Genomic DNA, 12,205 nt, shown 5'->3' with positions numbered 1-12,205 from the left:
AGAAATCGTCCGGTACCCCGAGCGGACTGGAACGGGAAGGCCGCCCTCGCGTGAGTACAAGCCAACAGCCAGACCCCAAGGACCGCCCCGCGCGGCTCACCGTCGGTGTCGTCGGCGCCGGTCGCGTAGGCCCCGCGCTCGCTGCGTCACTCCAGCTCGCCGGGCACCGCCCGGTGGCCGTCTCCGGGGTCTCCGACGCCTCCAGGAGGCGGGCCGCGCTGCTGCTGCCCGACGTGCCCGTCGTCGCGCCTGCCGAGGTGCTCCAGCGCGCCGAGCTGGTGCTGCTGACCGTCCCGGACGACGCCCTGCCCGGCCTCGTGGAGGGCCTCGCCACCACCGGCGCCGTACGGCCGGGACAGCTGCTCGTGCACACCTCCGGGCGGTACGGCGCGAACGTCCTGGAGCCCGCCCTGCGGGCCGGAGCGCTGCCGCTGGCCCTGCACCCCGCGATGACGTTCACGGGGACCCCGGTGGACGTCCAGCGCCTCGCCGGGTGCTCCTTCGGCGTCACCGCCCCCGACGAGCTGCGGCTCGCGGCCGAGGCGCTCGTCATCGAGATGGGCGGCGAGCCCGAGTGGATCGCCGAGGAGAACCGGCCGCTGTACCACGCGGCGCTCGCGCTGGGCGCCAACCACCTGGTGACGCTGGTCGCCCAGTCCATGGAGCTGCTGCGCACGGCCGGCGTCGACGCCCCCGACCGGATGCTCGGCCCGCTGCTCGGCGCCGCCCTCGACAACGCGCTGCGCTCCGGCGACGCCGCCCTGACCGGCCCCGTCGCGCGCGGGGACGCCGGCACGGTCGCGGCGCACGTCACGCAGCTGCGCCGGCACGCCCCGCAGGCCGTCGCCGGCTATCTGGCGATGGCGCGCGCGACCGCCGACCGGGCGCTCGCCCACGGGCTGCTGAAGCCGGAACTCGCCGAGGACCTGCTCGGGGTACTCGCCGCGGACACGAACCTGCCCGAGAACGGGGGAGACCGATGAGCCGCCGGAGCTTCGAGCTCGTCCCCACCGTGGACGACCTGACGTACGTCCGGGAACACTTCGCCGTGCCCGGCCGCACGGGCGTGGTGATGACGATGGGTGCCCTGCACGACGGACACGCCACCCTCGTCCGTACGGCACGCGAGCACGTCGGGCGGGACGGCTTCGTCGTCGTCACCGTTTTCGTCAACCCCCTGCAGTTCGGCAAGGGCGAGGACCTCGACCGCTATCCGCGCACCCTGGAGGCCGACCTCAAGGTCGCCGAGCAGGCGGGCGCGGACGTCGTGTTCGCCCCCGCCGTCGAAGAGGTGTACCCCGGCGGCGAGCCGCAGGTCCGGATCAGCGCGGGTCCCATGGGGGAGCGCCTGGAGGGTGCCTCCCGGCCCGGCCACTTCGACGGCATGCTCACCGTCGTTGCCAAACTGCTCCACCTCACCCGCCCCGACGTCGCCTTCTTCGGGCAGAAGGACGCCCAGCAGCTCGCCCTGATCCGCCGCATGGTGCGGGACCTGAACTTCGGTGTCGAGATCGTCGGCGTACCGACCGTGCGGGAGGACGACGGCCTGGCCCTGTCCAGCCGCAACCGCTACCTCTCGCCCCAGGAGCGGCGCACGGCGCTCGCGCTGTCCCGCGCCCTGTTCGCGGGCCGGGACCGGCACGCGGCGCAGGAGGCGCTGCGCGCGAGGGCGCGGGAAGTGCCCTCCACGCGCGCGCGTGCGGAGGCCCTCAGCGCCATAGGCGAGTCGCGTGCGGCGGCCGACGCGCACGCTGTCGCCAAGGCGGCCCCCGGCGGCCCGTCCGCCGTGCGCGCCGCGGCCCGCCTGGCCCTCGACGAGGCCGTCCGCTTCGACCCGCCGCTCGTCCTGGACTACCTGGCCCTGGTCGACCCGTCCGACTTCACCGAGATCGGGGACGACTTCACCGGCGAGGCCGTTCTCGCGGTGGCCGCCAAGGTCGGCAGGACCCGGCTGATCGACAACATCCCCCTCACCTTCGGAGCCGCCTCGTGACCAGCACAGGCATACGACTGCACGCCCCCGCCCCGGGCTGGTCCATCTCCGCGGACGTCGTGGTCGTCGGCTCCGGCGTCGCCGGCCTCACCGCCGCCCTGCGCTGCCAGGCCGCCGGCATGACGACGGTCGTCGTCACCAAGGCCCGCCTCGACGACGGCTCCACCCGCTGGGCCCAGGGCGGCATCGCCGCGGCCCTCGGCGAGGGCGACAGCCCCGAGCAGCACCTGGACGACACCCTGGTGGCGGGCGCGGGGCTGTGCGACGTGGAGGCGGTTCGGATCCTCGTCACCGAGGGCCCCGACGCCGTACGGCGCCTCATCGAGACCGGCGCGCACTTCGACGAGTCCACCGAGGGCGAGCTGGAGCTCACGCGCGAGGGCGGCCACCACCGGCGCCGCATCGCACACGCCGGCGGCGACGCGACCGGCGCGGAGATCTCCCGTGCCCTCGTCGAGGCGGTACGCGCGCGTGGCCTGCGCACGATCGAGAACGCCCTGGTTCTCGACCTCCTCACGGACGCCGACGGCCGCACGGCCGGCGTCACCCTGCATGTCATGGGTGAGGGCCAGCACGACGGCGTGGGCGCGGTGCATGCCCCCGCGGTGATCCTCGCGACCGGCGGCATGGGCCAGGTCTTCTCGGCGACCACCAACCCCTCGGTCTCCACGGGCGACGGCGTGGCCCTGGCGCTGCGCGCGGGCGCGGAGGTCTCCGACCTCGAGTTCGTCCAGTTCCATCCCACCGTGCTGTTCCTGGGCCCGGACGCCGAGGGCCAGCAGCCGCTGGTCTCCGAGGCGGTACGGGGCGAGGGCGCCCACCTGGTGGACGCCGACGGCGTGCGCTTCATGGCCGGCCGGCACGAACTCGCGGAACTGGCCCCCCGGGACATCGTCGCCAAGGCCATCATGCGCCGCATGCAGGAGCAGGACGCCGAGCACATGTTCCTCGACGCCCGGCACTTCGGCGCCGACATGTGGGAGCACCGCTTCCCCACGATCCTCGCCGCCTGCCGCGCCCACGGCATCGACCCGGTCCACGAGCCGATCCCGATCGCCCCGGCCGCCCACTACGCCTCCGGGGGCGTACGCACCGACTCCCACGGCCGTACGACCGTGCCGGGCCTGTACGCGTGCGGCGAGGTCGCCTGCACAGGTGTGCACGGCGCGAACCGCCTCGCCTCGAACAGCCTCCTCGAAGGCCTGGTCTATGCCGAGCGCATAGCCCACGACATCGCGGTGACCCACCGGCACAACGGCCTCCACGCGCGCGTGCCCGCCCCTGTTCCGCAGCCGGAGCAGCCGGCCCACCCCCTGCTCGCGCCCGAGGACCGCTTCACGATCCAGCGGATCATGACCGAGGGCGCGGGCGTCCTGCGCTCCGCCGACTCCCTCACCAAGGCCGCCGAACAGCTCCAGCACCTGCACGCCGAGGCACGCGACGCCCTCGAGGAGAACGGCAAGACGGCCGAGCCCGGCGTCGACACGTGGGAGTCCACCAACCTCCTGTGTGTGGCCCGCGTCCTGGTCGCCGCCGCCCGGCTGCGCGAGGAGACCCGCGGCTGCCACTGGCGTGAGGACCACGCCGAGCGCGACGACACGGCATGGCGCCGCCACATCGTCGTACGGCTGAATCCGGACCGCACGCTCGCCGTACACACCACCGATACCGCAGACTTCCCCCCGACCCGGCCGCACCACCCGGCGCACCGTCCCCAGGAGCAGTGACAGCAGTGAGCACCCCCGACCTTCCCCTCGCCCCGTCCGACGGCTGCGGCGACGGCTGTGCCTGCGGCGCGGACACCGACGACGCGGCATACCTGGAGTGCGGCCTGGACCCGGCACTCGCCCAGCTCCTGGCCGACGCCGGACTCGACCCCGTGGAGGTCGAGGACATCGCCAACGTCGCCATCCAGGAGGACCTCGCGGGCGGCGTCGACGTGACGACGGTCGCGACGATCCCCGAGGACGCGGTGGCCACCGCCGACTTCGTCGCGCGTGAGGCGGGCGTGGTGGCGGGCCTGCGGGTCGCCGAGGCGGTCATGTCGATCGTCTGCGAGGACGAGTTCGAGGTCGAACGCCACGTCGAGGACGGCGACCGCGTGGCGGAGGGCCAGAAGCTCCTCTCGATCACCACCCGCACCCGCGACCTGCTCACCGCCGAACGCAGCGCGCTCAACCTCCTGTGCCGCCTCTCGGGCATCGCGACGGCCACGCGCGCGTGGGCGGACGTTCTGGAGGGCACCAAGGCGAAGGTCCGGGACACCCGCAAGACGACCCCCGGTCTGCGCTCACTCGAGAAATTCGCGGTCCGCTGCGGCGGCGGCATGAACCACCGCATGTCGCTCTCGGACGCGGCCCTGGTCAAGGACAACCACGTGGTCGCCGCGGGCGGCGTGGCAGCGGCCTTCAAGGCCGTACGGGAGGCCTTCCCGGACGTACCGATCGAGGTCGAGGTCGACACCCTGCACCAGCTGCGCGAGGTGGTCGACGCGGGCGCCGACCTGATCCTGCTGGACAACTTCACCCCGGGCGAGTGCGAGGAGGCGGTGGCCCTCGTACACGGCCGCGCGGCCCTCGAGGCATCCGGCCGGCTGACCCTGGACAACGCCAGGGCGTACGCCGACACCGGCGTCGACTACCTGGCCGTAGGAGCCCTGACGCACTCCTCCCCGATCCTGGACATCGGCCTGGATCTGCGAGCGGCGGAGTAGGGAGCGGGAACCGGCCATGCTGCTGACGATCGACGTAGGCAACACGCACACGGTCCTGGGCCTGTTCGACGGGGACGACATCGTCGAACACTGGCGCATCTCCACGGACGCGCGCCGCACGGCCGACGAGCTGGCGGTCCTGCTCCAGGGCCTGATGGGCATGCACCCCCTCCTCGGGGACGAACTGGGCGACGGCATCGACGGCATCGCGATCTGCGCGACGGTCCCGTCCGTCCTGCACGAGCTGCGCGAGGTGACCCGCCGCTACTACGGCGACGTACCCGCGGTGCTGGTCGAACCCGGCGTGAAGACGGGAGTGCCGATCCTCACGGACAACCCCAAGGAGGTGGGCGCCGACCGCATCATCAACGCCGTCGCCGCGGTAGAGCTCTACGGAGGCCCGGCCGTCGTCGTCGACTTCGGTACGGCGACGACGTTCGACGCGGTCAGCGCGCGCGGGGAGTACGTCGGCGGTGTCATCGCCCCCGGCATCGAGATCTCCGTCGAGGCACTCGGCGTCAAGGGCGCACAGCTCCGCAAGATCGAGGTCGCCCGGCCGCGCAGCGTGATCGGCAAGAACACGGTCGAGGCCATGCAGGCGGGCATCGTCTACGGCTTCGCCGGCCAGGTCGACGGCGTGGTGAACCGCATGGTGCGCGAGCTCGCGGACGACCCCGACGACGTGACGGTGATCGCGACGGGTGGGCTGGCGCCGATGGTCCTGGGCGAATCCTCGGTCGTCGACGAACACGAGCCGTGGCTGACGTTGATCGGGCTGCGGTTGGTGTACGAGCGGAACGTGTCCCGCATGTGAGCGGCGTTGCGCTGGGCGGGGAGCGCGCAGCCCGGCGCTGCCGGGTCGCCGCCCGCGCCCACCCGTGCCGCCCAGGCGCACGACCACCCGCGGACTGACGGGAGTCGGCGCGCCCCCACCCGGGTGGCACACCCGCGCGCCATTCCACCCCTTTCGACTGGTTTGTCCGATTAGCGCGTACCGTCGGTCCATGCCCACGCCTTACGGATCCCGCGGCGGCATGGCGTTCGGTGTGGAGGAGCTGCGTGTGCTCCGCCGCGCTCTCGCCCTCGCCCTCCACCCCGGCCAGGCCTCGGCCGAGGACGTCCAGGACTGCCTTCACCTCGCCGAGTCGCTCGACGAGGCGGTGCGTGAGGTCGCCCGCCTGCGAGCCTTCCTCGTGGCCGACCTGGCCCGCTACCGTGCCGCCCTGCCCGGCGCCGCGGCCGGTTACGTCACGCTCCTGGAGGAGGCCCTCCGCGCCGGATACCGCCCCCACCCCGACGACCTCGCCGCGCTCCGCGCGCTACGCGGCACCCCCACGGCCGCCGTCCTGCTGGACCGCTGCCAGAGGCTCGCCGAACAGGACGTGTGCGCCCGCCTCGCCCACAGCGCCCCCGCCACGGCAGAACCGGCAGCCGCCCGTGCCCCGATGGCCCCCACCCCCCGCCACACGCCTCCTGGCCCTCCCCGGCGGCCTGTCAGGCGGCCTCTCGGGCGCGGACGAGGACCCCGCAGCGAAGCCCGGCGAGAAGCCCGAGAAGAACCCCCGGAAAAGCCCGCCCCGGCCGACGCCGAGGCCCGCCACCCCCCAACCGTCCGCCGCCCCGTCCCCACCCCGGGCGAGGTCTTCCCCCGCCGCAAGCCACCCCAGCCCCCCACGAACCCCCGCACCAGCTCGCCGCCGGCTGACCGCCCCAGTCCAAGCTCCGCCCGCCGCGCCCGCCCCGCTGCGCACCCCGCACCCGCCGCACCCACGCCGCCCCGCCGCACCCCACGCCGCCCCGCTCCTGCCGCGCCCCCGCCAGACCCGCCAGCCCCCCACGCCCGCCCGCCACCCCTGTCGCCGCCCCCACGCCGCGCCCCACACGCCCACCCACCGGCCCCCGCCCAGCCACCCCGCCCCCGCGTCTACCCTTGAGCCATGGACTACGTCTCCGCGCTCCTGCCCCCGTTCGTCATGGCCGTGTTCTTCATCGGTGTGATCAGGGTGATCGTGAAGACCCAGGGCGGCACCAACAAGGCCAAGGAGGACGCGGTCGTCGATGCAGCCATCGCGCGTGCGGAGGGTGCCCGTCAGTCCTCCACGCGCAGCGACGCCTGAGCTGCCGCACGACGACCCGGCCACCCGGCCACCCACGCGCCGACCACCCCGCACAAGTCCGCCCAATTTTTTCTGGTTTGCGGAGAAAAGTAACTGAACGTGCCGGTTCGGTGCGCAAGTGCACAGACATCCCACTACTGTGATGAGTTGTGCCTCGCCCATTGGGAGAACTCGAAGACGCGGTCATGACGCGGGTGTGGAAGTGGAACCGCCCGGTGACCGTTCGAGAAGTCCTGGAAGATCTTCAGCAGGAACGGTCCATCGCCTACACCACGGTGATGACCGTTATGGACAATCTCCATCAGAAGGGCTGGGTACGCCGCGAGTCGGAAGGCCGGGCCTATCGATATGAGGCCGTCTCCACCCGGGCCGCCTACGCCGCCGCCCTCATGAACGAGGCCTGGTCGCAGAGTGACAACCCCGCCGCCGCGCTCGTCGCCTTCTTCGGCATGATGAGCGAGGAACAGCGACAGGCGCTGCGCGACGCCGTACGCATCGTCCAGGGCCCGGAAACGCCCGCACCCCCACCTGCTGAACGCACCCCGGCCCCGGAATCCCCCTCCGATAGCGCGGGCGAGAACCCCGGCTCGGCACCGGAGGGCAGCGGGCGATAGCGTCCGCTCATGTCCGCAGAGAGCCCCGAAGTCACCGCTAAAGCCATCACCGTCCGGCGGGCCCGGACCAGTGATGTCCCGGCCGTCCGCCGACTGCTCGACGCGTACGTCCGCCTCGGCATCCTGCTCGACAAAGCCACGGTGACGCTTTACGAGGACATCCAGGAGTTCTGGGTCGCGGAACGTGACGACAACGCCGAGGTGGTCGGCTGCGGTGCACTGCACGTGATGTGGGAAGACCTCGCGGAAGTCCGCACGCTCGCCGTGAAGCCCGGCCTCAAGGGCGCCGGCGTCGGCCATCAGTTGCTGGAGAAGTTGCTCCAGACCGCACGCTGGCTGGGTGTTCGCCGCGTTTTCTGTCTGACCTTCGAAGTGGACTTCTTCGGCAGGCACGGCTTCGTGGAGATCGGTGAGACGCCGGTCGACACCGATGTCTACGCCGAGCTGCTCCGTTCCTATGACGAGGGCGTCGCCGAGTTCCTCGGACTCGAACGAGTGAAACCGAACACCTTGGGCAACAGCCGGATGCTTCTGCATCTGTGATCGCCGCGGGTATGCCGGTGGTATGCGAGGAGTATTCCGTCCGACCCCGCTGCTCCGTTCCCTATGTCCGAAACGCGCATGTTTCCGGGCGGGGAGTCGCGGTCGGTCTCTGCCGGGGGTTTGTGTTTTTCCCGCAAAAGCGGTTTGCTTTCCGACGTACTGCAGTAGTGCATATAACAGGGGGCGGCGAAACGGGCGGACGCCGCAGGCCCCCGGCCCTCACGTTATCGATGAAAGGAAATCCGGTGGCACAGAAGGTTCAGGTCCTTCTTGTCGACGACCTCGACGGCGGCGAGGCGGACGAGACGGTGACGTTCGCGCTGGACGGCAAGACGTACGAGATCGATCTCACGACCGCCAATGCGGACAAGCTTCGCGGCCTTCTCGACCCCTATGTGAAGGGCGGCCGGCGTACCGGTGGCCGTGCTTCCGGCGGGCGTGGAAAGGCGCGTGCCGCGGCCGGCGGCAGCCAGGACACCGCTGCGATCCGTGCGTGGGCGAAGGAGAACGGTTACGAGGTCAACGACCGTGGCCGTGTTCCGGCGTCCATTCGCGAGGCCTACGAGAAGGCGAACGGCTGAGCGCACGCGCGTCGCAGTCGGATCCGGTGGCAGTGAGTGGCCACCGTGTCCACCAGCCGTACGAGATCGGGGGCGCCCCCACCGCCCCCCATGGCCGACAGCGTCGGCAGCGAGGCCTCGACCTCGCACCCCGGCTCGGGGGGCCGCAGCCACACGGCGGCCCCCTGAAGAGAGCCGCCTGAGCAGCCCGGGGAAAGCGGCCGACCTCCGGCCGGGCCGGTAGGCCCCGTCTCAGGCTCACCCGGCTCCAGTGGATCCAAGAGCGGATCCGAGCACGTATCCGCGAGTGCTGCGCCGCCTCCCGGGGGCCTCGGGGCGTCCATGACGCCGCCCGGGCCGATGGCCGTCAGGTCCAGGGGCAGGGCGCCCCACTCCAGCCAGTCCAGCAGCCCCGGCAGCTCCTCGGTGCTGCCCGCGGCCACCAGCAGCCGCATCCGGTCGCCCCGCACGGCCACCGGGGAGCCGGGATCCAGATGCCGCAGGGCGGCGCAGCCCGCCTCGGCCGGCACGTCCAGAACGTCGAAGCGCAGGCCCACACACAGGCGGATCGGAGGGCCGGGCACGGTCGCCCAGCCCAGTTCGTTCTCGTACCACCGCCGCACCCGGTCGCTCGAGTCGAGCGGTCGGCAGGGAAGGGGGACCATGGACATAGCGCCAACCATGTCCAGCGCAACCGTCAAAAGGACGTGCGGGTTACGCTGAGTGTTCCAGTGAATGCGCAGAGTGCCGAATGCGGGGGCGTGTGGGGGCGTGGGGTGGCGCAAGGTTGTTCGCCCGTAGCTGAGGGAACGGGCGCGCGCCGCATGGACTGTCAGTCCGAGCGGGTAAGACATCCCTAGTGGGAGGGGGCGACACGCAGGAGAGGACGTCTCACGTTCGCCATCGGCGTACTGATGGTGAGGGTAACTGCCTGGCCTGCGGGAACATCGTCTCGCACCATCGGGTTGGAGCAGATGTCGGCGTTCGAGGTCAGGAGGCCATCGACGGTGTCGGCAGTTGGAATGAGCGGTCCCCGCTTGCGGGACTAAGCTGCGGAAGGACAGGGAGGGGAAGTTCCCCTTACTGCCTGACCGCTCTGAGGAGCGATTAACGATGTTCGAGAGGTTCACCGACCGCGCGCGGCGGGTTGTCGTCCTGGCTCAGGAAGAAGCCCGGATGCTCAACCACAACTACATCGGCACCGAGCACATCCTCCTGGGCCTGATCCACGAGGGTGAGGGTGTCGCCGCCAAGGCCCTTGAGAGCCTCGGGATTTCGCTCGAGGCGGTCCGCCAGCAGGTGGAGGAGATCATCGGCCAGGGCCAGCAGGCCCCGTCCGGGCACATCCCCTTCACCCCCCGTGCCAAGAAGGTCCTGGAGCTGTCGCTCCGCGAGGCCCTTCAGCTGGGCCACAACTACATCGGCACGGAGCACATCCTGCTCGGCCTGATCCGTGAGGGCGAGGGCGTCGCCGCCCAGGTCCTGGTCAAGCTGGGCGCAGATCTGAACCGGGTGCGGCAGCAGGTGATCCAGCTGCTCTCCGGTTACCAGGGCAAGGAGGCCGCCACCGCCGGCGGTCCTGCCGAGGGCACCCCCTCCACGTCCCTGGTCCTCGACCAGTTCGGCCGGAACCTCACCCAGGCCGCTCGTGAGTCCAAGCTCGACCCGGTCATCGGGCGCGAGAAGGAGATCGAGCGGGTCATGCAGGTGCTGTCCCGCCGTACGAAGAACAACCCGGTCCTGATCGGTGAGCCCGGCGTCGGCAAGACCGCCGTCGTGGAGGGCCTCGCCCAGGCCATCGTCAAGGGCGAGGTGCCCGAGACCCTCAAGGACAAGCACCTCTACACCCTGGACCTCGGCGCGCTGGTCGCCGGCTCCCGCTACCGCGGTGACTTCGAGGAGCGCCTGAAGAAGGTGCTCAAGGAGATCCGCACCCGCGGCGACATCATCCTGTTCATCGACGAGCTGCACACGCTGGTCGGTGCGGGTGCCGCCGAGGGCGCCATCGACGCGGCCTCCATCCTGAAGCCGATGCTGGCCCGCGGTGAGCTGCAGACCATCGGTGCGACCACGCTGGACGAGTACCGCAAGCACCTGGAGAAGGACGCGGCCCTGGAGCGCCGCTTCCAGCCGATCCAGGTCGCCGAGCCGTCCCTGCCGCACACGATCGAGATCCTCAAGGGCCTGCGCGACCGGTACGAGGCGCACCACCGCGTCTCCATCACCGACGAGGCGCTGGTCCAGGCCGCCACCCTGGCCGACCGGTACATCTCGGACCGCTTCCTGCCGGACAAGGCGATCGACCTGATCGACGAGGCCGGCTCGAGGATGCGTATCCGCCGGATGACCGCTCCGCCGGACCTGCGCGAGTTCGACGAGAAGATCGCCGCCGTCCGCCGGGACAAGGAGTCCGCGATCGACTCGCAGGACTTCGAGAAGGCCGCCTCCCTGCGCGACAAGGAGAAGCAGCTCCTGGCCGCCAAGACCAAGCGGGAGAAGGAGTGGAAGGCCGGCGACATGGACGTCGTCGCCGAGGTCGACGGCGAGCTGATCGCCGAGGTCCTCGCCACGGCCACCGGTATCCCGGTCTTCAAGCTGACCGAGGAGGAGTCCAGCCGCCTGCTCCGCATGGAGGATGAGCTCCACAAGCGGGTCATCGGCCAGGACGACGCCGTCAAGGCGCTGTCGAAGGCGATCCGGCGTACGCGTGCGGGTCTGAAGGACCCGAAGCGTCCGGGTGGTTCGTTCATCTTCGCCGGCCCGTCCGGTGTCGGTAAGACCGAACTGTCCAAGGCGCTGGCCGAGTTCCTCTTCGGTGACGAGGACGCGCTGATCTCCCTCGACATGTCGGAGTTCAGCGAGAAGCACACGGTGTCGCGTCTCTTCGGTTCGCCCCCCGGTTACGTGGGCTACGAAGAGGGCGGCCAGCTGACCGAGAAGGTCCGCCGCAAGCCGTTCTCCGTCGTCCTCTTCGACGAGGTCGAGAAGGCCCACCCGGACATCTTCAACTCGCTGCTGCAGATCCTGGAGGACGGTCGTCTGACCGACTCCCAGGGCCGGGTCGTGGACTTCAAGAACACGGTCATCATCATGACGACCAACCTCGGCACCCGGGACATCTCCAAGGGCTTCAACCTGGGCTTCGCCGCCGCGGGTGACACGAAGACCAACTACGAGCGTATGAAGAACAAGGTCTCGGACGAGCTCAAGCAGCACTTCCGGCCCGAGTTCCTCAACCGCGTCGACGACGTGGTGGTCTTCCCGCAGCTGACGCAGTCGGACATCCTGCGGATCGTCGACCTGATGATCGGCAAGGTGGACGAGCGCCTGAAGGACCGGGACATGGGCATCGAGCTCTCCCAGTCCGCCAAGGAGCTGCTGTCCAAGAAGGGTTACGACCCCGTGCTGGGTGCGCGTCCGCTGCGTCGCACCATCCAGCGCGAGATCGAGGACTCGCTGTCGGAGAAGATCCTCTTCGGCGAGCTGCGCCCCGGTCACATCGTGGTCGTGGACACCGAGGGCGAGGGCGAGACCAAGACCTTCACCTTCCGCGGTGAGGAGAAGTCGGCCCTGCCGGACGTCCCGCCGATCGAGCAGGCGGCCGGCGGAGCAGGCCCGAACCTGAGCAAGGAGGCCTAGCCGCTGCGCTCGGCCTGAACCGAAGA

General features: G+C 70.9%; 12 protein-coding genes. 11 read left to right on the top strand and 1 reads right to left on the bottom strand.

The annotated features are described in order from the left end of the window. The first annotated feature begins 50 nt into the window (after positions 1 to 50). From StrepF001_RS19395 to StrepF001_RS19350, 10 genes are all read left to right on the top strand, one after another. The gene (locus tag StrepF001_RS19395) at positions 51 to 983 is read left to right on the top strand and encodes a DUF2520 domain-containing protein (protein ID WP_129799489.1); all 933 of its coding nucleotides are present in this window, start codon (positions 51 to 53) and stop codon (positions 981 to 983) included. Then, on the top strand, positions 980 to 1,993 hold the full coding sequence (panC, locus tag StrepF001_RS19390) for a pantoate--beta-alanine ligase (RefSeq protein WP_129799488.1): 1,014 nt from the start codon (positions 980 to 982) through the stop codon (positions 1,991 to 1,993). The genes StrepF001_RS19395 and panC overlap by 4 nt, the downstream gene beginning before the upstream one ends. Beyond that, positions 1,990 to 3,720 carry an L-aspartate oxidase gene (locus tag StrepF001_RS19385; RefSeq protein ID WP_129799487.1) on the top strand — a complete coding sequence of 577 codons (1,731 nt, stop codon included), beginning with the start codon at positions 1,990 to 1,992 and terminating at the stop codon, positions 3,718 to 3,720. Before panC ends, StrepF001_RS19385 begins: the two co-directional genes overlap by 4 nt. Positions 3,721 to 3,725: 5 nt before the next feature. Next, positions 3,726 to 4,706: a carboxylating nicotinate-nucleotide diphosphorylase gene (nadC, locus tag StrepF001_RS19380; RefSeq protein ID WP_129799486.1), complete on the top strand. Its 981-nt coding sequence runs from the start codon at positions 3,726 to 3,728 to the stop codon at positions 4,704 to 4,706. 16 nt (positions 4,707 to 4,722) lie between these two features. Next, positions 4,723 to 5,520 (top strand): type III pantothenate kinase, encoded by a 798-nt coding sequence (locus tag StrepF001_RS19375; RefSeq protein ID WP_129799485.1) that lies wholly within the window; start codon positions 4,723 to 4,725, stop codon positions 5,518 to 5,520. Between the two features lie 190 nt (positions 5,521 to 5,710). Then, positions 5,711 to 6,640: a hypothetical protein gene (locus tag StrepF001_RS19370; protein WP_206306892.1), complete on the top strand. Its 930-nt coding sequence runs from the start codon at positions 5,711 to 5,713 to the stop codon at positions 6,638 to 6,640. 3 nt (positions 6,641 to 6,643) lie between these two features. Then, entirely contained in the window at positions 6,644 to 6,823 is a 180-nt protein-coding gene (locus StrepF001_RS19365) for a hypothetical protein (RefSeq protein WP_129799484.1), read from the top strand. A gap of 149 nt (positions 6,824 to 6,972) precedes the next feature. After that, positions 6,973 to 7,437: a BlaI/MecI/CopY family transcriptional regulator gene (locus tag StrepF001_RS19360; RefSeq protein WP_129799483.1), complete on the top strand. Its 465-nt coding sequence runs from the start codon at positions 6,973 to 6,975 to the stop codon at positions 7,435 to 7,437. A gap of 9 nt (positions 7,438 to 7,446) precedes the next feature. Then, entirely contained in the window at positions 7,447 to 7,980 is a 534-nt protein-coding gene (locus StrepF001_RS19355) for an amino-acid N-acetyltransferase (RefSeq protein ID WP_129799482.1), read from the top strand. A 245-nt stretch (positions 7,981 to 8,225) separates the two neighbouring features. Then, positions 8,226 to 8,561, top strand: coding sequence for an Lsr2 family protein (locus StrepF001_RS19350; protein WP_129799481.1), 336 nt, complete (start codon positions 8,226 to 8,228; stop codon positions 8,559 to 8,561). On the opposite strand, the gene StrepF001_RS19345 is transcribed toward StrepF001_RS19350, so the two are convergent. Beyond that, on the bottom strand, positions 8,540 to 9,211 hold the full coding sequence (locus StrepF001_RS19345) for an SCO3374 family protein (protein ID WP_129799480.1): 672 nt from the start codon (positions 9,209 to 9,211) through the stop codon (positions 8,540 to 8,542). The genes StrepF001_RS19350 and StrepF001_RS19345 overlap by 22 nt on opposite strands. 442 nt (positions 9,212 to 9,653) lie before the next feature. On the opposite strand from StrepF001_RS19345, the gene StrepF001_RS19335 reads away from it, so the two are divergent. Next, positions 9,654 to 12,179, top strand: a complete 2,526-nt coding sequence (locus StrepF001_RS19335; protein WP_129799478.1) for an ATP-dependent Clp protease ATP-binding subunit — start codon at positions 9,654 to 9,656, stop codon at positions 12,177 to 12,179. Positions 12,180 to 12,205 lie beyond the last annotated feature (26 nt).

Origin of the sequence: Streptomyces sp. F001 (genome assembly GCF_004187715.1) — a bacterium.
Classification (GTDB): domain Bacteria; phylum Actinomycetota; class Actinomycetes; order Streptomycetales; family Streptomycetaceae; genus Streptomyces; species Streptomyces flavusporus.
Note: the sequence above shows the minus strand (reverse complement) of the source record. Positions and strands in the feature narration are given on the sequence as shown.